At 73.2% G+C, this 24591-nt stretch carries 24 protein-coding genes and 1 riboswitch; of the genes, 13 read left to right on the forward strand and 11 right to left on the reverse strand.

The window, feature by feature from the left end; all coding sequences use genetic code 11:
- Nucleotides 1-160: 160 nt before the first annotated feature.
- Nucleotides 161-1912, forward strand: a complete 1752-nt coding sequence (locus tag ACIQVL_RS03900) for an MFS transporter (RefSeq protein WP_403474284.1) — start codon at nt 161-163, stop codon at nt 1910-1912.
- A 261-nt stretch (nt 1913-2173) separates the two neighbouring features.
- Here ACIQVL_RS03900 and ACIQVL_RS03905 read toward each other — a convergent pair whose 3' ends face one another.
- Entirely contained in the window at nt 2174-3211 is a 1038-nt protein-coding gene (locus ACIQVL_RS03905) for an aldo/keto reductase (RefSeq protein ID WP_403430722.1), read from the reverse strand.
- A gap of 181 nt (nt 3212-3392) precedes the next feature.
- Here ACIQVL_RS03905 and ACIQVL_RS03910 point away from each other — a divergent pair, with 181 nt between their 5' ends.
- The 4 genes from ACIQVL_RS03910 (at nt 3393) to ACIQVL_RS03925 (ending at nt 7064) form a co-directional block, all read left to right on the forward strand.
- Nucleotides 3393-4046: a class I SAM-dependent methyltransferase gene (locus ACIQVL_RS03910; protein WP_403474285.1), complete on the forward strand. Its 654-nt coding sequence runs from the start codon at nt 3393-3395 to the stop codon at nt 4044-4046.
- A 22-nt stretch (nt 4047-4068) separates the two neighbouring features.
- On the forward strand, nt 4069-5001 hold the full coding sequence (locus tag ACIQVL_RS03915) for an N-acetylmuramoyl-L-alanine amidase (RefSeq protein WP_403474286.1): 933 nt from the start codon (nt 4069-4071) through the stop codon (nt 4999-5001).
- Between the two features lie 144 nt (nt 5002-5145).
- The gene (locus ACIQVL_RS03920; RefSeq protein WP_403430717.1) at nt 5146-5958 is read left to right on the forward strand and encodes a hypothetical protein; all 813 of its coding nucleotides are present in this window, start codon (nt 5146-5148) and stop codon (nt 5956-5958) included.
- 95 nt (nt 5959-6053) lie between these two features.
- Nucleotides 6054-7064, forward strand: a complete 1011-nt coding sequence (locus ACIQVL_RS03925; protein WP_403430716.1) for an LLM class F420-dependent oxidoreductase — start codon at nt 6054-6056, stop codon at nt 7062-7064.
- 23 nt (nt 7065-7087) lie between these two features.
- Here ACIQVL_RS03925 and ACIQVL_RS03930 read toward each other — a convergent pair whose 3' ends face one another.
- Complete coding sequence (locus tag ACIQVL_RS03930; protein ID WP_403430715.1) at nt 7088-7651, reverse strand: hypothetical protein; 564 nt, start codon at nt 7649-7651, stop codon at nt 7088-7090.
- Nucleotides 7652-7788: 137 nt separating this feature from the next.
- On the opposite strand from ACIQVL_RS03930, the gene ACIQVL_RS03935 reads away from it, so the two are divergent.
- Nucleotides 7789-8076 (forward strand): hypothetical protein, encoded by a 288-nt coding sequence (locus ACIQVL_RS03935; RefSeq protein WP_403430713.1) that lies wholly within the window; start codon nt 7789-7791, stop codon nt 8074-8076.
- 111 nt (nt 8077-8187) lie between these two features.
- Here the strand turns inward: ACIQVL_RS03935 and ACIQVL_RS03940 are convergent, their stop codons facing one another.
- From ACIQVL_RS03940 to ACIQVL_RS03950, 3 genes are read right to left on the reverse strand one after another with little or no spacing between them, the layout of a single operon-like run.
- The gene (locus ACIQVL_RS03940; RefSeq protein ID WP_403430711.1) at nt 8188-9258 is read right to left on the reverse strand and encodes a prenyltransferase/squalene oxidase repeat-containing protein; all 1071 of its coding nucleotides are present in this window, start codon (nt 9256-9258) and stop codon (nt 8188-8190) included.
- Entirely contained in the window at nt 9255-10007 is a 753-nt protein-coding gene (locus ACIQVL_RS03945) for a class I SAM-dependent methyltransferase (RefSeq protein ID WP_403474287.1), read from the reverse strand. The genes ACIQVL_RS03940 and ACIQVL_RS03945 overlap by 4 nt, the downstream gene beginning before the upstream one ends.
- Nucleotides 10001-11398, reverse strand: a complete 1398-nt coding sequence (locus ACIQVL_RS03950; RefSeq protein WP_403474288.1) for a glycosyltransferase family 4 protein — start codon at nt 11396-11398, stop codon at nt 10001-10003. Before ACIQVL_RS03950 ends, ACIQVL_RS03945 begins: the two co-directional genes overlap by 7 nt.
- Before the next feature lie 220 nt (nt 11399-11618).
- Between ACIQVL_RS03950 and ACIQVL_RS03955 the strand changes: the two genes are divergently transcribed.
- Together ACIQVL_RS03955 and ACIQVL_RS03960 are read left to right on the forward strand one after the other, a co-directional pair.
- Nucleotides 11619-12257, forward strand: coding sequence for a TetR family transcriptional regulator (locus tag ACIQVL_RS03955; RefSeq protein ID WP_403430707.1), 639 nt, complete (start codon nt 11619-11621; stop codon nt 12255-12257).
- 354 nt (nt 12258-12611) lie between these two features.
- Nucleotides 12612-13241: a 1,4-alpha-glucan branching protein gene (locus ACIQVL_RS03960; RefSeq protein ID WP_403430705.1), complete on the forward strand. Its 630-nt coding sequence runs from the start codon at nt 12612-12614 to the stop codon at nt 13239-13241.
- On the opposite strand, the gene ACIQVL_RS03965 is transcribed toward ACIQVL_RS03960, so the two are convergent.
- The 4 genes from ACIQVL_RS03965 to ACIQVL_RS03980 form a co-directional block, all read right to left on the reverse strand.
- Nucleotides 13238-13471: a ferredoxin gene (locus ACIQVL_RS03965; protein WP_403430704.1), complete on the reverse strand. Its 234-nt coding sequence runs from the start codon at nt 13469-13471 to the stop codon at nt 13238-13240. The two genes, ACIQVL_RS03960 and ACIQVL_RS03965, sit on opposite strands and share 4 nt — an antisense overlap.
- A gap of 9 nt (nt 13472-13480) precedes the next feature.
- Complete coding sequence (locus tag ACIQVL_RS03970; protein ID WP_403430702.1) at nt 13481-14938, reverse strand: aldehyde dehydrogenase; 1458 nt, start codon at nt 14936-14938, stop codon at nt 13481-13483.
- Between the two features lie 72 nt (nt 14939-15010).
- Complete coding sequence (locus tag ACIQVL_RS03975) at nt 15011-17215, reverse strand: prolyl oligopeptidase family serine peptidase (RefSeq protein WP_403430701.1); 2205 nt, start codon at nt 17213-17215, stop codon at nt 15011-15013.
- Complete coding sequence (locus ACIQVL_RS03980; protein WP_403430700.1) at nt 17212-17784, reverse strand: GNAT family N-acetyltransferase; 573 nt, start codon at nt 17782-17784, stop codon at nt 17212-17214. Before ACIQVL_RS03980 ends, ACIQVL_RS03975 begins: the two co-directional genes overlap by 4 nt.
- A gap of 149 nt (nt 17785-17933) precedes the next feature.
- Here ACIQVL_RS03980 and ACIQVL_RS03985 point away from each other — a divergent pair, with 149 nt between their 5' ends.
- Entirely contained in the window at nt 17934-19004 is a 1071-nt protein-coding gene (locus tag ACIQVL_RS03985; RefSeq protein WP_403430699.1) for an MBL fold metallo-hydrolase, read from the forward strand.
- Between the two features lie 10 nt (nt 19005-19014).
- On the opposite strand, the gene ACIQVL_RS03990 is transcribed toward ACIQVL_RS03985, so the two are convergent.
- The gene (locus ACIQVL_RS03990; RefSeq protein WP_403430698.1) at nt 19015-19596 is read right to left on the reverse strand and encodes an XRE family transcriptional regulator; all 582 of its coding nucleotides are present in this window, start codon (nt 19594-19596) and stop codon (nt 19015-19017) included.
- 267 nt (nt 19597-19863) lie between these two features.
- Between ACIQVL_RS03990 and ACIQVL_RS03995 the strand changes: the two genes are divergently transcribed.
- Together ACIQVL_RS03995 and ACIQVL_RS04000 are read left to right on the forward strand one after the other, a co-directional pair.
- Nucleotides 19864-20904, forward strand: coding sequence for a hypothetical protein (locus ACIQVL_RS03995; protein ID WP_403474289.1), 1041 nt, complete (start codon nt 19864-19866; stop codon nt 20902-20904).
- A 189-nt stretch (nt 20905-21093) separates the two neighbouring features.
- On the forward strand, nt 21094-21474 hold the full coding sequence (locus ACIQVL_RS04000) for an antibiotic biosynthesis monooxygenase family protein (RefSeq protein WP_403474290.1): 381 nt from the start codon (nt 21094-21096) through the stop codon (nt 21472-21474).
- Here the strand turns inward: ACIQVL_RS04000 and ACIQVL_RS04005 are convergent.
- Nucleotides 21471-22121 carry a phosphotransferase gene (locus ACIQVL_RS04005; RefSeq protein WP_403430692.1) on the reverse strand — a complete coding sequence of 217 codons (651 nt, stop codon included), beginning with the start codon at nt 22119-22121 and terminating at the stop codon, nt 21471-21473. The two genes, ACIQVL_RS04000 and ACIQVL_RS04005, sit on opposite strands and share 4 nt — an antisense overlap.
- A 55-nt stretch (nt 22122-22176) precedes the next feature.
- Nucleotides 22177-22306: riboswitch (cobalamin riboswitch) on the forward strand.
- A 107-nt stretch (nt 22307-22413) separates the two neighbouring features.
- Here ACIQVL_RS04005 and ACIQVL_RS04010 point away from each other — a divergent pair.
- Together ACIQVL_RS04010 and ACIQVL_RS04015 are read left to right on the forward strand one after the other, a co-directional pair.
- Nucleotides 22414-23622 (forward strand): prenyltransferase/squalene oxidase repeat-containing protein, encoded by a 1209-nt coding sequence (locus tag ACIQVL_RS04010; protein WP_403474291.1) that lies wholly within the window; start codon nt 22414-22416, stop codon nt 23620-23622.
- Complete coding sequence (locus ACIQVL_RS04015; RefSeq protein ID WP_403474292.1) at nt 23619-24254, forward strand: SCO2322 family protein; 636 nt, start codon at nt 23619-23621, stop codon at nt 24252-24254. The genes ACIQVL_RS04010 and ACIQVL_RS04015 overlap by 4 nt, the downstream gene beginning before the upstream one ends.
- Nucleotides 24255-24591 lie beyond the last annotated feature (337 nt).

The following is a 24591-nucleotide window of genomic DNA, read 5'->3' on the forward strand; positions in this document are numbered from 1 at the left end:
CCAGACCCTGACGCCAGGTCAGAAACCCATGGGACGGTCAAGGATTCGTTAGCAGCTCGAAGCAACGGAATAGTTGCCTGTGCATACGAGGTTTACCGAGCACTTATTCCGCACGCATGCCGTACTTCCCGTCACTCTCTCGGCCCGGAGGCCACACTCAATGACGCACACGACGACCGACCAGCCCGCCCGGGGCGCGAGCGGGGCCGTGGTCCCGGTCCTCGCCTTCGCGGGCATCGTGGTCGCGGTGATGCAGACCCTGCTCGTTCCGGTCATCAAGGACCTCCCGCAGCTGCTGGGCACCGAACCCAGCAACGCCACCTGGGTCCTGACCTCGACGCTGCTGTCCGGCGCCGTGGCCACCCCCATCATGGGCCGCCTCGGCGACCTCTACGGCAAGCGGCGGATGCTGATCCTGAGTCTCGCCGTGATGGTGGTCGGCGCGCTGGTCAGCGCGCTCACCAGCAACCTGCTCACGATGATCGCGGGCCGGACCCTCCAGGGCTTCGCCATGGGCGCGATCCCGCTGGGCATCGGCCTGATGCGCGACATGCTGCCGCGCGAGAAGCTCGGCTCGGCGATGGCCCTGATGAGCTCCTCGATCGGCGTCGGCGGCGGCCTCGCGCTGCCCGCCGCGGCCCTGGTCGCGCAGCACATGGACTGGCACGCCCTGTTCTACGGCGCCGCCGGCCTCGGCGTGCTCTCCATAGCCCTGACCCTCCTCGTCGTCCCGGAATCCCCGATGCGCGCGAAGGGCTCCTTCGACGTGCCCGGCGCCATCGGCCTGTCGGCCGGTCTGGTGCTGCTTCTGCTGCCCATCACCAAGGGCAGCGACTGGGGCTGGTCGTCCGGCACCACGCTGGGCCTGTTCGCCGCGTCGGTGGCCGTCCTCCTCCTGTGGGGCGTCTTCGAGCTGCGCCACTCGGCCCCGCTCGTCGACCTGCGCACCACGGCCCGCCCCGCGGTGCTCTTCACCAACCTCGCCTCGATCATGGTCGGCGTCAGCTTCTACGTCGTCTCGCTGGTCCTGCCGCAGCTGCTCCAGCTCCCGAAGGCCACCGGCTACGGCCTGGGCCAGTCGATGGTCAACGCCGGTCTGCTGGTCGCCCCGCTGGGCCTGACGATGATGTTCACGGCCCCCGTCTACGCCCGCCTGTCCGCCAAGTACGGCCCCAAGACCACCCTGATCCTCGGCATGGTGATCATCGGCATCGGCTACGGCGGCGGCCTCGGCCTGATGAGCGCGGCCTGGCAGAGCCTGGTCATCGCGGTCATCCTCGGCGCCGGCATCGGCCTCGCCTACTCCTCCCTCCCGGCGCTGATCGTCGGCGCGGTCCCGGCCTCGGAGACCGGCGCGGCGAACGGCCTGAACACGCTGATGCGGTCCATCGGTACGTCCGTGTCCAGCGCCGTCATCGGCATGGTGCTGGCCAACACGGCGAACCACGTGGGCGGCGTCGCCGTCCCGACCATGCACGGCTTCCGGGTCTCGTTCCTGATCGCCACCGGAGCGGTCGCGGTGGGCCTGGTCCTCGCCCTGCTGCTGCCGAAGCGGGGCCGGCCGGCCGAGGTCGCCCAGCACACCCAGCTGCGGGCGAGCAGCGAGGAGGAGGCGGTGCTCGCGGGCGCCGAAGAGGTGCTGCGCGGCTTCCGCGGCCGCGTCCTGGACGCCACGGGCGTGCCGGTGCCCCGCGCCAAGGTGACCCTGATCGACCGGCGTGGACGGCAGGCGGGGGCGACGCTGTCCGGCGAGGACGGCACGTACGCGCTCGCGGTGCCGACCGAGGGCGCCTACGTGCTGGCCGCGAAGGCGGCGGGCCACGGCCCGCTCGCCTCGTCGGCGACCCATACCGGCGCAGCCCGCGCGGTCGACCTGGACCTGGCGCTGCCCGGGGAGACGGTCAGCGCGTGACACTCCGTGGGGGGGGGCGGCCGAGTACGTTGCGGCCGCCCCCCCACTTGTCACGGGACCCGGGCGATTCGGTGGGACGTGCCGCTGTGTGCCGTCTGCGGCCTGCCGCCTGCCGCCTGCCGTCTGCCGTCTGCGGCGCCGTCGTGGCTGGTCGCGCAGTTCCCCGCGCCCCTTCGGGGCGCTCAGCTGCCGGGGTGCTCGGCTTCCGGGGCGCCCAGCTTTCGGGGTGCTCAGCTTTCGGGGCGCTCGGCTTCCGGGCGCTCAGCGGGTGGCCGGGCGCCTGCGGGCGGTCGGGTCGGTGAGGGACGGGGGCTGCCAGACGCCGTCGGCGCGGTAGAGGTCGGTGCCGGGGGCCACGATGTCGTCGATGCGGTCCAGCACCGCGTCGTCGAGGACCAGTTCGGCCCCCTTGAGCAGCGCGGTGAGCTGGTCCATGGTGCGCGGGCCGATGATCACCGAGGTGACGGCCGGGTGCACCAGCGGGAAGGCGACGGCCAGCTCCGGCAGGGTGCAGCCGATCTCCTCGGTGAGGGCGACGAACCGCTCCACGGCCGCGTACTTGGCGGCGTTGCCCGGCAGCCCGGGGTCGAAGCGGTGCGGGGTGAGCTTGGCGCGGCCGGTGGTGAGGTCGACGGTCCGGCCCTCGCGGTGGGCGCCGGAGAGGAATCCGGAGGCGAGCGGCGACCAGGTCAGCACGCCCATGCCCAGGCGCTGCGCGGTGGGCAGCACGGCCCGTTCGATGCCGCGGGCCAGCAGCGAGTACGGCGGCTGCTCGGTGCGCATCCGCATCAGCCCGCGCCGCTCCGCCACGTGGTGCGCCTCGACGAGGTCCTCGGCGGGGAACGTGGAGCAGCCGAACGCCCGGATCTTCCCCGCCGTCACCAGGTCTCCGAGGACGGACAGCGTCTCCTCGATGTCGGTGGTGTGGTCGGGGCGGTGCACCTGGTAGAGGTCGATCCAGTCGGTGTCCAGCCGCCGCAGGCTGTCCTCGACGGCCCTGACGATCCAGCGCCGCGAGTTGCCGCTGCGGTTGCGGCCCTCCCCGAGCGGAAAGTGCACCTTCGTGGCGAGCACCACGTCGTCGCGCCTGCCCTTGAGCGCCTTGCCGACGATCTCCTCGCACTCACCGGCCGAGTACATGTCGGCGGTGTCGACGAAGTTGATGCCGGCGTCGAGCGCCGCGTTGATGACGCGGGCGCCGTCCTCGTGGTCGGGGTTGCCGATGCCCCCGAACATCATCGTGCCGAGGCAGTGGGTGCTGACCTCGATGCCGGTCTTGCCGAGGACGCGATAACGCATGTCGGAACTCCGTTGCAGGTGGGGCGGGTTGGCGGCGCCAGTGTAGGAGTTGGAGTGCGCTTGAGCGCCAGCCCCCGCGGCCGGCCCGGCTTGCGCACACCCCTGTCGACGGGGCGGCGGAGCAGGTGCGGCAGCATGGACGCCCGGACAGTCGTACGAGTGAATGAGGGAGAGGACGCCCATGACCGCGGCAGCCCCCAAGCCCGAGATCCTGGCCGCGTTCGAGGCGGCGAAGGGGTTCATGCCCACCGGTGAGGGACTTGCGCTGTACGCGGCCGCCGTCGAGGCGGGGCGGCTCGGCCTGCCGCTGCTGGAGGTCGGCACGTACTGCGGGCGCTCGACGGTCCTGCTCGCCGACGCGGCCCGCGCGGCCGGGGTCACCGCGGTCACCGTCGACCACCACCGGGGCAGCGAGGAGCAGCAGCCGGGCTGGGACTACCACGACCCGGAGACGGTCGACCCGGAGCTCGGGCTGATGGACACGCTGCCCGCCTTCCGGCGCACCCTGCACCGGGCCGGCCTGGAGGACCACGTCGTCGCCGTGGTCGGCCGGTCCCCGCAGGTCGCCGCGTTCTGGAACGCGCCGCTCGGTTTCGTCTTCGTCGACGGCGGCCACACCGACGAGCACGCCACCGCCGACTACGAGGGCTGGGCCCCCCATGTGGCCCAAGGCGGGCTCCTTCTGATCCACGACGTCTTCCCGGACCCGGAGGACGAGTTCACCGGCCAGGCCCCTTACCGCGTCTACCTGCGCGCCCTGGAGTCGGGCGCCTTCGCGGAGGTCGCGGCCCACGACTCGCTGCGCGTCCTGCGGCGAACGGGGGCGGGGATCTGAGGACGCGGTTAGAGTCGCAGACGTGTCGTACACAGGCCCGGAATTCGATCCCCCGCAGCAGCGCCGGTTCCGGCGGGCGCCGCTCGCCGTCGGTCTCGCCGCGCTGGTGCCCGGTGCACTGCTCGGCTGGGTGGTGTACGAGGGGGTGGGCAGGCCCGGCGGCAACTCCGGCGGGAGCGGTGGCGGGCAGGCGGGCGCGGCGGCGCCCAAGTCGGCGCCCGCGGCGGCGAGCGACGACGCCAAGGTGCCCGGTGCGAGCCCGAGCCCGAGTGCGGCCCGCCCGCTGCAGGGCAAGGTCGTCGTCATCGACCCGGGGCACAACCCGGGGAACTTCCAGCACACGTCCGAGATCAACCAGAAGGTGAACATCGGGACGAACTGGAAGGAGTGCGACACGACGGGCACCTCCACCAACGACGGGTACAGCGAGGCCCGCTTCACCCTCGACGTCGCGCACCGGCTGCGCACCCTGCTGGAGCGGCAGGGCGCCACGGTGAAGATGACGCACGACGGGGACCAGCCGGCCTGGGGGCCGTGCGTGACCGAGCGGGCGGAGATCGGCAACACCGCGCACGCCGACGCGGCCATCTCCATCCACGCCGACGGAGCACCCGAGGGCGACCGCGGCTTCCACGTCATCCTCCCGGCCTCCGTGCACTCCGGCGCCGCCGACACCCGCCCGATCGTCGACTCGTCGCGCACCCTCGGCGAGCACATCGAGAGCGACTTCGCGAAGGTCACGGGCAGCCCGCCGTCCAACTACGTCGGCAACGGCACCGGCCTGGACGTACGCCAGGATCTCGGCGGTCTCAATCTGTCAACGGTTCCCAAGGTGTTCATCGAGTGCGGCAACATGCGCGACAGCAAGGACTCGGCGTTGCTGACCAGCGGGGCCTGGCGGCAGAAGGCGGCGCAGGGGATGTCTGAGGGAATCGTGAGTTTCCTGCGCGGGTAGGCATCGGCGGGCCGGTCCGGGCGGACACCCTGATCGTTCGGACGATAATGTCGTCCCTGCGGTTCCTACAATCGATTCCTACGATGAGGGGCACACCCTCGCGACGCCTCCTCCGCCGACGAGACGACCCACGAAGGACCTGAAGTGAATATCCGCTCCCTCACTAGAGGCGACGGCGCGGTGATCGGAGCAGCGGTGTTGCTGTTCGTCGCGTCGTTCCTCGACACGTTCGACAAGTCCGGCCCGAACGCCTGGGACAACCTCGGCCTCGTGATGAGCATGTACGTCGGCGGCATCGCCGGCGCGGTCCTGATCGTCCTCGCCCGAGCACTGCCGCAGCCGTTCAAGTTCGCCGGGCTCGACCTGGGCCAGATCGGCGTGGGCCTCACGGTGTTCTCCCTGTGGACCGCGTTCTGGTCGACCATCGACCCGCTGGGCGCGTTCTCCGACCAGCTGGGCGGCGCCGACGTCGGCGCGGGTTCCGGTCTGATCCTCGGCCTGATCGCGGCGCTGGTCCTGGCCGCGGCCGCGATCGCCACCCCGCTGGTCCCGGCGCTCCAGGCGGCCCTGATCCCGGCCCCCAAGCCGCAGGCCCCGCAGCCCTACGGCGCCCAGCCCCCCGGCGGCTACGGCTACCCGGGTGCCGGCGCCCCGCAGCCCGGCCAGCCCTACGGCGCGCAGCAGCCGCCGCAGCCGCAGCCCGGTCACCCCTACGGCCAGCAGCAGCCCCCGGTCGCCGCGCAGCAGGCACCGGCACCCGACTTCTCGCCGTTCTGGTTCGCCGTGCCGGTGTCCCGGCCGCTGTTCGCGGAGGACGGCTCGACCGCGCCGATCGCCGAACTCGCCCCCGGCACCTGGTACCTGGCGGTGGAGCAGCGGGGTGCCGCGCTGGTCGCGCAGACCCAGGACGGCCGCCGCGGCGTACTCCAGGACACCTCCGGGATCCAGCGCGGCTGAACGGCCCCGCACCTGCGGCCCCTTGCCCTTCCGGGTGAGGGGCCGTTGTCGTACAGTCACCCGGCGATTGTCTGACGCGATGTCAGGAGGCGGTCATGCGGCTCGGGTTGGCACTCGGTTACTGGGGGCGCGGGCCCTCCCCCGACCATGTGCCGCTGGCGCGGGAGGCGGAGCGGCTCGGCTACGACTCGGTGTGGACGGCGGAGTCCTGGGGCTCGGACGCCTTCACCCCGCTCACCTGGATCGCCGCGCAGACGTCGACGATCAAGCTGGGTACGGCCGTTGCCCAGATGGCGGCCCGGTCGCCGGCCACCACCGCGATGCACGCGCTGACCCTGGACCACCTGTCCGGGGGCCGGGTGCTGCTCGGGCTCGGGCTGTCCGGGCCGCAGGTCGTGGAGGGCTGGTACGGCCGCCCGTTCCCGAAGTCGCCGCTGACCGCGACCCGGGAGTACGTGGACGTCGTACGCCAGGTGCTGCGCCGGGAGGCGCCGGTGACGGTGGACGGGCGTTTCCACCCGCTCCCGTACCGGGGGCCGGACGCCACCGGTCTCGGCAAGCCGCTGAAGCCGATCACCCACCCCCTCCGGGCCGGGCTGCCGGTCCTGCTCGGCGCCGAGGGGCCGAGGAACGTCGCCCAGACCGCCCGGATCGCCGACGGCTGGCTGCCGCTGTACTGGGCACCGAGCCGCCCCGAGGTGTACGGCCCGGCGGTCGCCGACCTCCCGGAGGGCTTCCTCGTCGCCCCCATGGCCCAGGTCAGGGTCTGCGACGACGTGGCGGCGGGGCTCCTCCCCGTCAAGGCCATGCTCGGCTTCTACATCGGCGGCATGGGCCACGCCGCCCGCAACTTCCACGCCGACCTCATGGCCCGCATGGGGTACGAGGAGGAGGCGCGGCGGATCCAGGAGCTGTTCCTGGCCGGGCGGCGCGAAGCGGCGGTGCTGGCGGTACCGGACGCGTTCGCCGACGAGATCTCCCTGGTCGGCCCCCGTGAACGCATCGCCGAGCGGCTGGAGTTGTGGCGCAAGGGCCCGGTGACCGACCTGCTGGCCCTGTCCCCCGACCCGCACACCCTGCGGGTGCTGGCCGAGCTCAACTCCTAGCCGCCCGGCGGCGACCGCGCCCCTCAGTGGGTGAGCTGGGACGCCTTCGGCACCTGGTTGGTGACCGGGGCGCCGGCGCTCTTGCCCGCGTCCTTGACGTTGTTGATGACGTCCTGGAACGAACCCGCCGCGTCCGTGTCGCCCTTGCGGAGCTTGGACGGCAGGTTCTTCAGGCCGTCGATCGCGGCGGTGAGCGGAGCGAGGGCCTTGGCGAGCAGCGGGTCGCCCTGGGCGTTCCGCTGGGCGGCCTTGAGCCGGTTGTAGGCGAAGGTGCCGGCCAGGCCGGCCTTGACCAGGGTGAAGGTGCGGCCGTGGGCGCCCTTCTTGAACTTCCCGGCCTTCCACGGCTTGACGATCCACTGGTAGGTCGCGCCCGCGGCGAGACCCGCGTTGGCGACGAACCGGGTCTTGGCGAACTTCTGCTTCTGCGCGGACGTGCTCGGACTGGGCGTGGCGGCCACCGGGGCCGCCGCTACGCCGGTGCCGACGGACTTGCTCCGGGTGCTGCCGGCGCAGGCGGTGACACCGGCGACCAGGGCACAGCAGAGGGTGAGCGTGACGACGAGGCGCCGTATCGGTACGGGCACGGGGTCCTCCCGTGTGTCTCGGTGTCCTCCCCGAGCGGGTTGCTTCCTCCGGCAGCCTCACCCAGATGGCCGCACCTCGCCACTCGGGGGCAACGCCGTACAGGTTTCAAGGACCGTTCAGCGGCAAGCCGGAGGGTATGTCCTCTGAACGCGGTGCCAATCAGGCCGGTAGGGTCGTCGCGATCGTCGCCGACGTCATGGCCCTCATCCTGGGCCTCTGGATCCTGATGTACCTGTTGGACGCGAACCGGGCGAACAGCCTGGTCCAGTTCGTCCACGACGCGGCCGACTGGCTGGCCGGCTGGTCGCACGACCTGTTCACCTTCGACGAGGCATGGGCGCGAGTCGTGGCCGGCTACGGCCTGGCCGCGGTGGTCTACCTGTTCATAGGCCACGCGATCGCCAACCGGATGCACCGCCACTGAAGCGGCCCCGAAGGGGCGCTGGGGGTACCCCCAGCCGAAGGCCGGGGGTAGGAACTGCGCGACCAGCCCCCACGGCGCCGCACCCGCCGTAGCACAGAACCCCCCGCCCCGCTAGGCGCAGCAGTCCACCTCAAGCCCAGAAGGAAGCTCCCCGCCCCCGAACACCGCACACGTCGCGTCGTGCCCGCCCAGCGCGGCAACCGCCAGCAGCAACGACCCCGCCGTCCACGTGGTCAGCTCCCGCGGCCACACCGCGTCGTCCTCGAAGACGTACCCGGTCCAGTACAGCCCCGACTCGGCGTCCCGCAGATGCTGGATGGACTGGAGGATCTCCAGTGCCCGGTCGGACTCGCCCACCGCCCACAGCGCCAGCGCCAGCTCGGCCGACTCACCGCCCGTCACCCACGGATTGGGGACGACGCACCGCACCCCGAACCCGGGCACCACGAACCGTTCCCAGTCCTTCTCGATCCGCGCGCCCGCCTCGGTACCCGTCAACGCACCGCCGAGGACGGGGTAGTACCAGTCCATCGAGTACCGGTCCTTGTCCAGGAACCGCTCCGGGTGCCGGCGTATCGCGTGCCGCAGCGCGCCCACCGCCAACTCCCAGTCGGGCTGCGGCTCCTCGCGCTGCTCGGCGATGGCGAGCGCGCAGCGCAGCGCGTGGTGAACGGACGAACTCCCGGTCAGCAGTGCCTCGTCGGTGGGTGTGCCGTCGTCCTCGCGGCGCCAGCCGATCTCGCCGCCCGGCTGCTGCAGCCGCAGCACCCACTCGACGGCCGCGTAGACGGCGGGCCACATCCGGTCGAGGAACGTGTCGTCGCCGGTGGAGAGGTAGTGGTGCCAGACGCCGACGGCGATGTACGCGACGAAGTTGGACTCGCGGGCGCGGTCGGTGACGTCGTCGTGCGCGCCGTCGGCGTAGGCCGCGTACCAGGAGCCGTCCTCGTTCTGGTGCCGGGCCAGCCAGCGGTAGGCCCGCTCGGCCGCCGCGTGCTCCCCGGCCGCGTCCAGTGCCATCGCGGCCTCGGTGTGGTCCCAGGGGTCGAGGTGGTGGCCGCGGAACCACGGGATCGCGCCGTCCTCCCGCTGCACGGCGAGGATGCCGCGGACGGTCGCGGCGGCCTGCTCGGCGGTGAGGACCCCGGGCAGGACGAGGTGTTCTGTCCGGGGGGTGGTCACTTGGCGGCCACCCCGGCCTCGTCGGACACCGCGGGCAGGTGCGGCTTGGTGGCGTAGACGACGAAGCTCTTGCCCATGACCGGGTTCAGCGCCTGCTCGGCGACCCGGGTGGCCAGCGGCTTCTTCATGATGTCCCAGACCAGCAGCTTGTGGTACGCCCGCACCGGCAGCGCCTTGTCGTTGTCGACGCCGAACGCGCACTTCAGCCACCAGTACGGGGAGTGCAGCGCGTGCGCGTGGTGGCTGCCGTAGGGCCGCAGACCGGCTTCCCTGATCTTCCCGACCAGTTCGTCCGCCCTGTAGATGCGGATGTGGCCGCCCTCGACCTCGTGGTAGGCGTCGGAGAGCGCCCAGCAGACCTTCTCGGGGCCGTAGCGCGGCACGGTGACCGCTATCCGCCCGCCCGGCTTGAGCACCCGCACCATCTCGGCGAGCACGCCCTTGTCGTCGGGGATGTGCTCCATCACCTCGGAGATGATGACGACGTCGAAGGACTCGTCGGGGAAGGGCAGGGCCAGTGCGTCGCCCTCCATGGCGGTGGCGGTCGCGCCGGCCGGGGCCTCGCCGGCCTCCTTCATCGCCGCGAACCACTTGGCGACCTCGCGGATCTCCTCGCCGTTCTGGTCGAGGGCCACGACCTGCGCGCCGCGCCGGTAGCACTCGAAGGCGTGCCGGCCGGCCCCGCAGCCGAGGTCCAGGACGCGGTCGCCCGGCGCGAGCGGGAACCGGGAGAAGTCGACGGTCAGCACGTGGCCCTGCTTTCACTCTCGTGACGAACACCAGCTGAGGCCGCGGAGCGGCCGGGACTGCGGGGCGCGGCGGGGGTGACGGCCCCGGTCGCGGAGCGGGCGATCGCCTCGCGGTAGCGGGCCACCGTGCCCTCCGCGGCACGCGCCCAGGTGTAGTGCCGCAGCACGCGCTCACGGCCGGCCCCGCCGAGCCGCAGCCGCAGTTCCGGGTCGCCGAGCAGCCGGCTCAGCGCGGCCGCCAGTGCGCCCGCGTCGCCCGGCGGTACGGCCAGGCAGGTCTCCCCGTCGCGCCCGGCGACCTCCGGGATCGCGCCGCCGGTGGTGGCGACCAGCGGGGTGCCGGTCGCCATGGCCTCGGCGGCGGGCAGCGAGAAGCCCTCGTAGAGCGAGGGCACGCAGGCGACCTCGGCGGAACGGACCAGGTCGACGAGTTCGGCGTCGGAGATGCCCTTCACGAACTCCACGGCGCCGGCCAGGCCGTAACGTTCCATCGCCTGCGCGACGGGCCCCTCGGCGGGCCGCTTGCCGACCACGACGAGGTGGGCGGCGGGGTGCTCGGTCCGTACCTTGGCGAGGGCCTCGACGAGGTACACCAGCCCCTTGAGGGGCACGTCCGCGCTGGAGGTGGTGACGATCCGGCCGGGCACCTGGGGGACGGCGGGATTCGGCGCGAAGAGGTCGGTGTCGGCGCCGATGTGGACGACGTGGACGCGGTCCTCGCGGACCCCGAGGTGGTCGACGATCTCCTGGCGGGAGGTGCCGGAGACGGTGAGCACGGAGGGCAGCCGGCGGGCGACCCGCTTCTGCATCCGGGTGAAGGCGTACCAGCGCCGTACGGAGTAGCGCCGTTTCCAGCCCTCGGCGGCGTCCAGCTCCAACTGCCGGTCGACGGTGATGGGGTGGTGGATGGTGGCGACCAGGGGGGCGCCGATGTCACCCAACAGGCCGTATCCCAGGGTCTGGTTGTCGTGGACGACGTCGAACTCCCCGGCGCGGGCGCGCAGATGGCGGCGGGCGCGCAGCGAGAAGGTCAGCGGTTCGGGGAAGCCGCCGGTCCACATGGTCGCGACTTCGAGGGCGTCGACCCAGTCCCGGTACTCGTCCCGCTTCGGCGTCCGGAACGGGTCCGGGGAGCGGTAGAGGTCGAGGCTGGGCAGCTCGGTGAGGGTGAGCCGGGGGTACCCCTCGTCCAGGACGGGGTACGGCTGCGAGCCGATCACCTCGACCCGGTGCCCGAGCCGGGCCAGCTCGCGCGACAGGTGCCGTACGTAGACACCCTGGCCGCCGCAGAACGGGTTCCCTTTATAGGTGAGGAGCGCGATGTCGAGCGGTCGCTCGCCGTCGGCGGCGGGTTCCTCGTCGGCACCCGCCCGACTGGCCTCAGCGGTCACTCCGGGCCCCCTTCTCCCTGCACTTTCCCGTGAGATTACGCCGGGACGCTAATCTAGAACAAGTTTCAGACTTGATCGTTCAAGAGGCTCTGAATCTACCGGCAGGTAGGGGCGGAGTGAGCAGCGCATCGGGTGATTCGCGCCACGGCGGGAACCCCTGCCATGCTGTCTGATCACTCGCCCTGAGCACTGCCCTCACCGACTGTCACGGACGGGACCCATGCCTGCGGAAGCCAAGGTGGACATCGGCGCCAGATCGGCCGCCCCGCCGCTCACCGAGCGGCAGGAGGCCCGGCGCCGCCGGATCCTGCACGCGAGCGCCCAGCTGGCCAGCCGGGGCGGTTTCGACGCGGTGCAGATGCGGGAGGTGGCCGAGTCCTCCCAGGTGGCCCTGGGCACGCTCTACCGCTACTTCCCGTCCAAGGTGCACCTGCTGGTCGCGACCATGCAGGACCAGCTGGAGCACATGCACGGCACGCTGCGCAAGAAGCCGCCGGCGGGCGAGACGGCGTCCGAGCGGGTCGCCGAGACCCTGATGCGGGCCTTCCGCGCCCTGCAGCGCGAGCCGCACCTGGCCGACGCGATGGTCCGCGCCCTCACCTTCGCCGACCGCAGCGTCTCCCCCGAGGTGGACCAGGTCTCCCGGCAGACGACGGCGATCATCCTGGACGCGATGGGCCTGACCGACCCCACCCCGGCCCAGCTGTCCGCCGTCCGGGTGATCGAGCACACCTGGCACTCGGCGCTGATCACCTGGCTCTCGGGCCGCGCCTCCATCGCCCAGGTGAAGATCGACATCGAGACGGTGTGCCGCCTGATCGACCTGACGGAGCCCGAGGGGAGACCCGGGGCGCCGTAGGGCATGCGAAGACCGCCGCAGGGCATGCGAAGACCTACGAGACGGGTTCCCTTCGCCGGCATGGTCCGGATCAGGTGCTGGGGGTCGCCGTCCGGCCCTACTGCTGCCTTCCGGCCTCTCAGCCCGACCGTCGACGTCGGCACCGGCGGATGCTTCTGCATCTGCGTCACGCCTGAGTCGGCTACTCCGCTCGGACTCCCTCACTCGCCTCGTAGGCTGCTTCAAGGATAGAACGCCTGAAGCAGAAGAGAACCCCCCAAAGGGGGATTTTTTGGACTTTTCCTGGTGGCGGGAGCTGCCGGACGCCGGAAACCACCTGGCGGGGCACCGCCGCCCGAACGCAGAATCCTCCCCATGGCACTCATCCACCACACCACCCTCAAGCCCACCAAGGTCGAACTCCTCGCCGGCTGGCTCCCCACCCGCCCCTGGTACCGCGGCGCCGCCGCACCGGAGTTGACGAAGGCCGGCGGATTCCGGCTGGACGACCCGGCGGGCGAGGTCGGGATCGAGTTCATGGTCGTCACGGACGGCGCAGCGGCCTATCTGGTACCGCTCACCTACCGCGGCGCCCCGCTGCCCGGCGCCGGGCACGCGCTCGTCGGCACCATGGAACACGGGGTCCTCGGCACCCGCTGGGCCTACGACGGCTGCCACGACCCGGTCCTCACCGCCGGGCTGCTCGCCCTGATCGAGGGCCGCGCCGAGGCCCAGGCGCAGAGCATCACCGACACCCCCGACCGCGAGGTCACCGGGTCCTACGCCGGTGCGGGTCCGGTGCCCGGCCTCGGCGCCCCCGTCGACACCGACGAGAGCACCGAGTTCGCCGTACCGGGCGGCGACGGCCTGGTGCTGCGGCTGCGGCGCGTGCTGACCGCCGGTTCGACGGCACCCGACGGCGCGGTCGGGCAGGTCACCGGCGCCTGGGAGCAGTCGGACGGCACCCGGGCCCGCGCACTGTTCGCGACCCTGGGACGGCGTTAGTCCTCCGGCGGGAACACCTGCTCCCCGCTGTCCAGCAGGGTGATCGTGATCGCCTCCACCGGGCAGTTCTCCGCCGCGTCGAGGACCCTTCCGCTGGCGTCCGTCTCCGGGTCCACGGGGTGGGACTGCATGGCGGAGTCGAGGCGGAAGGCCCCGGTGGCGCGGTGGACGCACTGGGCCGAGCCGATGCAGATCGACCGGTCGACCTCGACGTGCCAGCGGTCACCCATGGCGGCCCCTCACCCCTCCCAGCCGGCCGGCAGGTGGATCATCTTGTGTTCGAGGAACTCGCCGTACCCCTCCGGCCCGAACTCCCGTCCCAGGCCGGAGTTCTTGTAGCCGCCGAAGGGGCCCAGCATGTCGAGGCTGAAGGTGTTCACGGAGTAGGTGCCGGTACGGACCTGCCGCGCGACCTCGATGCCGTGCGCCACGTCCGCCGTCCAGACGCTGCCGCTCAGCCCGTAGTCCGAGTCGTTCGCGATCTTCAGGGCCTCGGACTCGTCGCCGTAGGGGAGCAGGCAGATCACCGGCCCGAAGATCTCCTCCCGCGCGATCCGCATGGAGTTGTCGACGTCGCCGAAGAGGGTGGGCTCGACGTACCAGCCCTTCGCCAGGCCGGCGGGACGGCCGCCGCCCGTCAGGATCTTCGCACCCTCCTCCTGGCCGATGCGGATGTAGTCCAGGTTCCGCTGCTGCTGGCGGCGCGCGACCAGCGGGCCCACCTGGGTGGCCGGGTCCAGCGGGTCGCCGACCTTCAGGGCGCTCGCCGCGGCCGCGAAGGCGTCGGCGAACTCGTCGTAGCGCGAGCGCGGGACGAGGATGCGGGTCTGCGCGACGCACGCCTGGCCGTTGTTCATCCAGGCCGCCGGGACGATGCCGGCGACGGCGGCGGCCGTGTCCGCGTCCGGCAGCACGACGGCCGCCGACTTGCCGCCGAGCTCCAGGGTCACCCGGGTGAGGTTCTTCGCGGCGACCTCCATCACGCGCTTGCCGGCCGCGACCGAGCCGGTGAAGGAGACCTTGTCGACGCCGGGATGGGCGACCAGGTACTCACTGACCTCGCGGTCCGCCGGGAGGATCGACAGCACGCCCTCCGGCAGCCCCGCCTCCTTCGTGATCTCGCCCAGGATGTACGCGTCCAGCGGCGACTCCGGGGACGGCTTGAGCACCACCGTGCAGCCGGTGAGCAGCGCGGGGGCGAGCTTGGCGGCGGCCACGAACTGGGGCACGTTCCACGGCACCACGGCCGCCACCACCCCGACCGGCTCCCGCCGCACCAGGATCTTCCCCAGCACCCCGTCGCGCGTCTCCTCGTACGTGAAGTCGCGCGCGACCCTGATCGCCGCGTCCCACACCATCATCGCGCCGAGCGCCTGCGCGAGGACGCTCCAGGAGTACGGCGAACCGTTCTCGGACGAGATCACCCGGGCGATCTCCTCGTGCCGCACGGCGATCGCGTCCTTGATCCGGGTGACGACCTCGATCCGCTCGTCGAGCGTCATCCGCGGCCAGGGCCCCTCGTCGAACGCCCGCCGCGCCACCGCCACCGCCCGGTCCACGTCCGCCCGCGAGGCATGCGGCACCCGCCCGAAGACCTCCTCGGTGTGCGGGGAGACCACCTCGATGACGTCCTTGCCCAGAGGGTCGGTCAACTCCCCGCCGATGAACAGCTGTCCGTGTTCCAGGAACTCGGTCATGGCGCCCCGCCACCCTTCCTGACGATGTTTCAGAACTGATACCAGTTCTAGTTGAACTAAGCCAGGGGCGTGCTAGCCGGGCGTCGTGGCGGGGCTGCCGGTCAGGTGGCGGCGGAGGAAGTCCAGTTGGTGCCCCGCCAGCCGGGCGAAGGTGTCGTCGGCCGGCGCGGCGTGTGTCATGCCGCTCAGCGGCAGCACCTCGTGCGGTTTCCCGGCGGCCAGCAGAGCGGCGGACAGCCGCAGGGTGCCGGCCACGAAGACGTTGTCGTCGGCCAGCCCGTGCACCAGCAGCAGCGGGCGGCTGAGCTTCGGGGCGTCGGCGAGCAGCGAGGACGACTCGTAGTGCTCCGGGTACCGGTCGGGCGGACCGAGGAAGCGCTCCTTCCAGCACGCGTCGTAGAGCCGCTGGTCGGTGAGCGGGGCGCCGGACACCGCGGCGTGGAAGACGTCGGGCCTGCGCAGCACCGCGGCGGCGGCCAGGATCCCGCCGAACGACCAGCCGCGGATGCCGACTCGGCCGAGGTCCAGCTCCGGGTGGCGCCCGGCCGTCGCGTGCAGGGCGGTGACCTGGTCGTCCAGGGGCGGGCCGATCAGGTCGCCGAAGATCTCCTTCTCCCAGCGCGGCCCGCGTCCGGGCGTGCCGGCGCCGTCCGCCACCAGCACCGCGAAGCCCTGTTCGGCGAACCACTGGGAGACGAAGGCGTGCGAGGCCTGTTCGGCCAGCACCTTCTGCATGGCGGGGCCGCCGTAGGGGTCGAGCAGCACCGGCAGCGTGGCGTCGCCGGCCCGGTGCCAGGAGGGCAGGAAGAGGTGCGTGCGCAGTGCGCGCGGTCCGACGACGGCGGACTCGACGCGCAGGCGCAGCACCGGTCGCCGGGCGTGCGAGCGGATCTCGACGGGCGCGGGGCCGTCCGGTTCCGGCCGGCCGTCCCCGGTCAGCCGGTGCACGGTGGTGTGCGAGCCAGGCAGCTCGGGCGTGCGCGTGACCCGCACGAACGTGCCGCCGCCGAACGCGCCGGAGTGCACGCCCGGCCGCCCGGTCAATTGGCGTACGCCCTGATCCGGCCGGTACCTCCACACATGGCGCTCGGTGGGTTCCGCGGCCGCCGTGAAGAACACCGTCTCGCCGTCCACCGCGAGCACCTCGTGCAGTTGCAGGCCGTCCGGCGTGACCGGGGCGCCGTCGACGGTCAGGTGCCGCGTCTCGTCCCGGTCGAGGTAGTCGACGAGCCGGCCGGTGCCCGTGCGCGCGGGCACTCCCGGCACCAGCAGCTCCACCCAGCGCTCGTCGTGCCGCTCGGCCAGCAGGCCGGTCGAGCCGTCCGCCGGATCGACGGCCAGCACCTGGAGGGTGCGCTGGTCGCGGCTGAGCACGACCGCGAACGGACCGTGCCCGTCCCAGCCGGCCACGGGCAGGTACTCGAAACCGGCCCGGTCCCAGCGGACCTCGGTGCGGCTGCCCGCCAGGTCGGCGATCCACAGCGTGACCTCGGCGTTGGCGGTGCCGACCCGCGGGTAGCGCATCGTGCGCGGCGGCCTGGCGGGGTCGGCCGGATCGGCGAGGTACCAGAGCGCGACCCCGCGGTTGTCCACCCGGGTGGTCAGCAGCCGCTCCCCGTCCGGCGCCCACCAGTAGGCCCGGTGGCGGTTCATCGACTCGCTAGCCACGTGTTCCGGCAGGCCGAAGAAGACGTCGGGGCCTTCCGCCGGCTCGGGCGCGGCCACCGTCCGGTCGCCGTCGCCGTCGGCGCCGATCACCCGCAGCGCCCCGCCGCAGACGTAGGCGACGTACCGCCCGTCCGGGGACGGCCGCGGGTCCACCACCGGCTGCCGGGCGGGCAGTCGCCGTACGGCGCCGGAGCCCGTGTCCACCACCCACAGCTGTCCGGAGAGCGCGAACGCGGCCGTCCGGGCGGCCGCGTCGGTGGCGTAGTCGGTGATCCCGGCGGCCTGCTGCCTGGCGCGCTCGCGCCGGACGCGCTCCTCCTGCGGCACCTCGTCGGCCGCGTCGCCGAGCAGTACGGCGGGGTCGGCCAGCAGCCGCTCCGTGCCGGTCGCCGGGTCGAGCGTCCACAGGCACCCGACCGGATCGTCGCCGTCCCGGCTCCGCAGGAACAGGACCCGGGCACCGTCCGGCGCCACGGTGAGACGGGCGGGTGCGCCGAGGGTGAAGCGGCGGGTGCGGGCGAGCTGGCGCAGCAGCGGGGACACCGCCGTGCCCGACGCCGCGCCCTCGGCAGACGCGCCCGGCACCGCGCTGCCGTCAACAGGCCTCATGCGCCCGTCCGTTCGTCACTGCCGGCGTGGGTCTTCGGCGCCGGCTGCCACTCCTCGGCGAGGAGCCCGAGCAGCACCTCGTCGTCGAACTCGCCCATCACCCAGGCCGACGAGCGCAGCACGCCCTCGCGGACGAAGCCGTTGCGCTCGGCGGCGCGCAGCATCGCGGTGTTGCCGGAGAGGGTCTCGATCTGCAGGCGGTGCAGGCCGCGCACGACGAAGCCGTAGTGGCACAGGACCGCGACCACGTCGGTGCCGTAGCCCTTGCCGCGGGCGGCCGGCAGCAGGCCGAGCCCGATGTGCGCGAAGCGGTTGTGGGTGTCGATGCCCCACAGCGTGGCAATGCCGGCCAGTGTGCCGCCCGCCAGCTCCACCACGGAGAACCTGACGCTGCCGTCGTCCTTGTGGTCCACCGTGAGCCGCGGGTCCTTCGAGCCGGGCGGCACCGGCCGCCACGGCCCGCTGTCGGCCAGCAAGGAGTAGCCCAGGTCGTCGTAGAGCTCGGCCCGCAGCACCGGGATGTCCTCTTCGTGCCGGGCCCTGAGCCCGACCGCGTCACCTCTGAGCATGCCCGCTTCCTACCCGGCCGGTCCGGCCCGCGGCAATCCAATATGCGGTCGCACCGGCCCGGTACCAGCTATCTGACGGATCATCAGCTCTGGTTATAGTGGAAGCGGCCGTGGGGCCGGCGGGACCGGACGGGGGCGGAGGAAGGCTGATGGCGGACAGTCTGGGCGAGTCGGCGGGGGCACGGCCCCAGGCGGCGGTGCGGGATCTCGGCGGGGGCGTACGGTCGGTCGCGGTGCCCATCCCGGACAATCCGCTCGGCCACACGCTGGTGTACCTGCTGGACACCGACCGGGGGCCGGTGCTGGTGGACACCGGGTGGGACGACCCCGGGTCGTGGGACGTGCTGGTGGCGGGGCTGGCGGCGTGCGGTACGGGCGTCGGCGAGGTGCACGGGGTCGTCATCACGCATCACCATCCCGACCATCACGGGCTGTCGGGGCGGGTGCGCGAGGCGTCCGGGGCCTGGATCGCGATGCACGCGGCCGACGCGGCGATCGTGCGGCGGGCGCGGGAGACCCGGCCGGAGCGGTGGTTCACGTACATGGCGGCGAAGCTGACGGCCGCCGGGGCGCCGGACGAGCACGTGGCGCCGTTGCGCGAGGGACCCCGCCGCCGGAGCACCCCGCCCGGCCTGGCCCCCGCCCTGCCCGACCGCGAGATCCTCCCCGGCGAACTCCTCGGCCTCCCGGGCCGCCGGCTGCGTGCCGTCTGGACGCCGGGGCACACGCCCGGCCACGTCTGCCTGCACCTGGAGGAGGAGCACCCCGCCCGACTGCCGGGCCACGGGCGCCTGTTCTCCGGCGACCACCTCCTCCCGGAGATCACCCCGCACATCGGCCTCTACGAGGACCCCGACGACGCGACTGTGACCGACCCGCTCGGCGACTACCTCGACTCCCTGGAGCGCGTCGGCCGCCTCGCCCCCGCCGAGGTCCTCCCGGCCCACCAGCACACCTTCACCGACGCACCGGCACGGGTCCACGAACTGCTGGCCCACCACGAGGACCGCCTCACCGGCCTGCTCTCCCTCCTGCGGCAGCCGCTCACACCGTGGCAGCTGGCGGTGCGCATGGAGTGGAACCGCCCGTGGGACCAGATCCCGTACGGATCGAGGAACATCGCCGTCTCGGAGGCCGAGGCCCATCTGCGCCGCCTGGTGAAGCTGGGCCGCGCGGAGGCGGTGCCGGGGAGCGAGCCGGTGACCTATGTGGCGGTCTAGCCGATCCGGCTCAGTTGACCGCGCCCTCGGCCGTGATGAGCATCTCCGCGAGGTCGGCGAGGGTGGCCAGTTGGCGGGGGTTCATGTGGGGGGCGCGGGCCGCGAGGCGGACGAGGCCGCTCTCGCGGAGGCGGGAGAGCGGGTCGGCCTGGGCCTGCAGGCCCTGCAGCACCGGCTGGAGCGCCTCGCACAGCGCCTCGGGCTCGTCGGCGGTGAAGAAGCCGGGCGGGAGGCCGAAGAACCGCCGCAGCCGGTCGGTGTGTTCGAGGCCCGGCAGCCCGCTCTTGCGCCACTCGCTCAGCCACTGCCTGCTGGTGCCGGCGATCGCCGCGAGCTCGCCCAGCGAGTACCGCTTGCCGTCCGGGCGGCGCCGGTTCTCGCGGATGAAGTCCAGCCGCTGCCGGACCCGTTCGGCGAGCCCCGCCTCGGGTGCGGCGCCGCCCGCGAGGAGTTCGGCGACCACCCCGACCGGGATGCCGGTGCGGTACGACAGGTCGGCCACGTCCAGGACCTCGCAGAGCCGTCCGGGACGTCCGGTCAGCTCCCCGAGCCGCTCCAGTACGCCGGGCAGCGGGGCATGGGCGTCACTCACCAAGGTCCCCCTGGACGCGCGTGATCGGTCGGCCGGCCGAGCGGGGCCGGGCAGACGCGAGGCTATCGAATCACCGGTACCGCCCACCAGACATGACAAGTACCACTGCGCAAGTAGGCAGCAATCGTTGACATGTGACGGGACGACAGGAAAGGATCACGTCACCAGGCCACGGTCGAACCGACCCGCCCCGGGTGCCGCCTATGGGGGAGCGGCACCCGGGGCGACCAGCCGCCCCGCCTCCTCCCCGGAAGGTGAGGCGAACCGATGCCGCAGCCCGTCCTGCTCCTCGGCGCCGGACGCCGTTGCGCGTACGACGAGTTCGCGCTGACGCGGGTCGCCGCGGCCCGCCCGGTGCTGCTGGTGGACGCCGCGCCGCCCGCCTGGGCACAGTCGTGCCTGGCCGGTCGACTCGCGGCGGACCCCGGCAAAGGCGGCGCCACGGCGTCGGCGGTGGTGCGGTTCGCGGCCCGGCACAGAGTCCGCGGCGTGCTGACCTTCTCGGGCGAGTACGCGGTCGCCGCCGCGAGGATCGCCGGGCAGTTGGGGCTGCCCGGCCCCTCCCTCACCGCGGCCGAGGCCTGTACCGACCCGCCCGCACTGCGCGCGCTGCTGACCGCCGGCGCCGTTCCCGTCGGCGGCCCCGACGACCCCGGCACGCCCCGTGTCTCGGCCGAGACGGTCGTCCTCGACGGCGAGATCCGCATCGCCGCCATCACCCGTACGGTCCTGGGCCCGGCGCCCGCCCGGCAGCCGCTCCGGCACACCGTGCACGCCCACGACGGCCTGCTGCACAACCGTTTCCTGCGCCTGGCCGTCGACCGCACCGTGCACGCCCTCGGTGTCGACCGGGGTGTCCTGCACATCGGCCTCGCCCTCACCGACCGCGGCCCCCGGGTCACCGACGTCGCCCCGCACCTCCCGGGCGACCTGATCCCGCTCCTCGTCAGACGGGCCACCGGCGTCGACCTCGCCCGTGCCGCGGCCGCCCTGGCCACCGGGGAGGTGCCCGACACGACGCCCACCCGGCAGCGGGCGGCCGCGATCCAGTTCGCGTACCCGGCCGCCACCGGCCGCCTCGACCGCCTGGACCTCTCCCCCGACGCCGCCCACGAATCCGGCGCCGACCGCATGCTCCTCACCCAGCACACCGGCAACCACGTCACCGCGGGCCCGTACGCCACCGACGCCGACCGGCTGGCCCTCTGGGTGGCGGTGGGCGAGACCCCGGACGCCTGCGACGACGCCCTGCGCCGCATGGCCCGCCACCTGTCGGCGGACATCGCACCGCTCGCGGACGCGGCCTGAACGCTGCGCTGGATGCGCCGCGATGTACCGGCTACCGGCTACCGCGGCGTCGTGGCCGGTGGTGCAGTTCCTTCCGCCGCCGACTTCGCCGGACCCGCTCGGCGGCTTTGGTCAAGAGTTCGATCCCGTGGGCGTCCCGTTCGGGAAAGTCGCTGGATCACCGGGCGCGCTCCGCCCTACGGTGCGGCCATGAGCGATCACCCCGAAGTGCCTGTCGTGCCCGTCGAGGCCTACGAACCCCCTTATTACGTGGCCGTCTTCACCTCGGTGCGGACCCGGGACCAGAGCGGCTACGGCGAGACCAACGCACGTATGGAGGACCTGGTGAAGGACATCCCCGGGTACCTGGGGATGGACCACGCGCAGACCCCCGGCGGGCTGGGCATCACCGTCGGGTACTTCCGCGACGCCGACGCGCTCACGCGGTGGCGGACGGACACCGAGCACCGCGCGGCGCAGCGGCGCGGGCGGGCCGAGTGGTACGAGAGCTACACCCTGCATGTGGCGAAGGTGGAGCGGAGCCACGGTTTCACCCGGGGGCGGTCCGCAGAGGCGGCGGCAGAGCTCTAGAAGGCGATCGACCGTATCAACTGCCCCGCCGCGCCGAGCACTTCGACCTCCGCCCGGCTCATCGTCGGATTGGCCGCCCGTCGGCGCAGGGCCTCCGTCAGTCCGTCCTCGGTCAGTTCGACGGCACCGGCGAGCAGTGCCGTCAGCAGGTCACGGGCCAACGGGTACGCGCCGAGGGCCACCTGGGCGAGGATCACCGCCGACATGCCCCAGTCGAGTGCGGGCGGCCCGTCCTCGGCGTTGGTCCAGTCGATGACCCGGGGACCGTCGGGGGTCAGGATCACGTTGTCCGGATGCAGGTCGAGGTGGAGGACCCGGGCGCCGGGGTCGGCCGGGTCCCGGCCGGGCACGGCGTGCAGCCGCCGCAGCAGCGAGGCGAGCAGCGCACCGCCCTCCGCCGGGCCCGTCTCCCCCGCCAGCAGCGCCGCCAGCATGGTCGGTCCGGACAGCCGCTCCATGACCAGTCCGGTACGGGACGCGGCGGGCCGCACCCGGGGCGCCGGGTACCCGTGCTCCCGTACGTACGCCATCACCGCGCCCTCGGCGGCCGCGTCACCCCGGCCGTCCCGGTCCCGGCGCAGCACCCACGCCTCGTCGATCTCGTACACGTCGGCCGAACGCCCCGCCCCGAGCAGTCTCCCCGTCATGGCACGACCATAACGAGACGGTCCCTGCACAGCCCCCTCTCAGCTTCCCCCCGGGCGGCCGGTAGGGTAGCCGGGTCGTCATCACCCGTACGGGGGGAAGCCGGTGCAATTCCGGCGCTGACCCGCAACCGTGAGCCACCAGCAGTGGCGAGCCGGACCACCGCGCCCGGGACGTTGATCGGCTCACGTGCGCCGGCGCCCGTCGTCGCACGGCACCGTCGAGGTTTACGGAGCCGAGCCGCCGGGGTCTCCCGTGCTGCCCGGCTCCCCGCAGGGAGAGGCACCGCCGACCATGACCGTCCTCCGCCGCACCGCCGGAGTGCTGGCCGCCACCGCCGTCATCGGTGCCGCCATGCCCGCGACGACCGCGCTGGCCGCCGGCACCCCGTCGCCGTCCGCGTCGACGGTGCTCCCGTCGGGGCTGTACGGCGGTTCGGACCCGAAGTTCGACGGCGTCTGGCGCCAGTCGCTCGCCCTGCTGGCCCAGCGTGCGGTGGGGGTGACCCCGGCCGCGAAGGCGGTGGACTGGCTGGCCGGGCAGCAGTGCGCGAACGGCGCGTTCGCCGCGTTCCGCGCCGAGCCGACGGCGGCCTGTGACACCAAGGTGACGGTGGACACGAACAGCACGGCCGCCGCCGTACAGGCGCTGAAGGCGGTCGGCGGGCACGACGGCGCCGCAGGCAAGGCCGTGACCTGGCTGAAGTCGGTGCAGAACAAGGACGGCGGCTGGGGCTACACCCCGGGCTCGCCCAGTGACACCAACTCCACCGGCGTGGTCGCCGGCGCGCTCGCTGCGGCCGGCGCGGGTGCGGACAGGTCGCCGTACGACCTCTTCGCCAAGTGGTCCGTCCCCTGCGGCCGGGACGGCGGCGGTGCCCTCGCCTACCAGCCGGACAAGCAGGGGAAGCTGACCGCGAACGCGGACGCGACCGCGGCCGGGGTGCTCGGGGCCCTCGGCAAGGGGTTCGTGACGACGGCCGGCAAGGCCCCGGCGAAGGGGCCCGCCTGCGCGGCGGGCTCCGGCACGACGCTCACGCGGGAGGAGGTGGCCCGCAACGGCGCCGCGTACCTGGCGGACGCCATGTCCGGCAGCGGCCATCTCGTCTCCGCGCTCGCCGGTGCCGCGCCCCAGCCGGACTACGGCAACACCGCCGACGCGGTCGTCGCCCTGGCCGCGCAGGGCTGGACGGGGCAGGCGAGGAAGCCGTACGCCTGGCTGGAGGCGCACGCCGCGCCGTGGGCGGAGCAGAGCGGGCCCGCGGCCTACGCCGAACTGATCCTCGCCGCGCACGCGATGGGCGCGGACCCGCGTGACTTCGGCGGCACGAACCTGGTGACGGCGCTGAACGCGACGGGACCGGCCCCGCGGGCGGCTGCCGCGAAGCACGCCGAGGAGAAGAAGTCGGGCAACAGCGTGTGGTGGATCGTCGGCACCGGGCTCGTCGCCGGTATCGGCATCGGTTTCCTGTTCAGCGGCCGCCGGAAGCAGCAGCAGCCGTGACCGCGGTCCGCCGTGCGGGGCTGCTGTTCCTGGCCGCGCTGACGCTGTGCGCGACGGCCGCCGCCGGGCCGGCGGCGGCCACCGGCTACCGGTACTGGTCCTTCTGGGAGCGGGACGGCGCGCACTGGACGTACGCCACGCAGGGCCCCTCGACCGCGCAGCCCGCCGACGGTTCGGTCGAGGGGTTCCGCTTCGCGGTGAGCGAGGACTCGACGGACGCGTCGCAGCCGCGCGGCACGGCGGACTTCGGGACGATCTGCGCGGACACCGCCGCCGTCGGGGGCCGCAAACGGGTGGGGCTGGTCGTCGACTTCGGTACGACGGCGGATGCGCCCCCGGGGGAGCGGCCGCCCGTGCGGCGGACGGCCTGCGCGGTGGTGCCCGAGGACGCGACGGCGGCGGACGCCCTGGCGACGGCGGCGAAGCCGCTGCGGTACGACACGAACGCGTTGTTGTGCGCGATCGGGGGGTATCCGTCGCGGGGCTGCGGCGAGAAGGTGACGTCGGCGGGGACGGCCGGAGGTGCGCCGTCGGGCAGCGGGCCGTCGCTCGGGCTGCTGGCCGGTGCGGGAGTCGTCGCACTCCTCGCCGCGGGAGCCTTCTGGCAGACACGGCGGCACCGCAATGCCTGACACCGCGGGCCGGTGGGGACTTCTCGCGCAGTTCCCCGCGCCCCTGACGGGGCACGTCCTGACCGCCGGCAGACGCACCACCGCGGGCCGGTGGGGACTTCTCGCGCGGTCCCCCGCGCCCGCGACGGGGCACGCCCCAACCGCCGGCAGACACACCACCACAGGCCGGTGGGGACTTCTCGCGCAGTTCCCCGCGCCCCTGACGGGGCACGTCCTGACCGCCGGCAGACACACCACCACAGGCCGGTGGGGACTTCTCGCGCGGTCCCCCGCGCCCGCGACGGGGCACGCCCCAACCGCCGGCAGACACACCACCACAGGCCGGTGGGGACTTCTC

Source organism: Streptomyces sp. NPDC090499 (genome assembly GCF_044769305.1).
Taxonomy (GTDB): Bacteria; Actinomycetota; Actinomycetes; order Streptomycetales; family Streptomycetaceae; genus Streptomyces.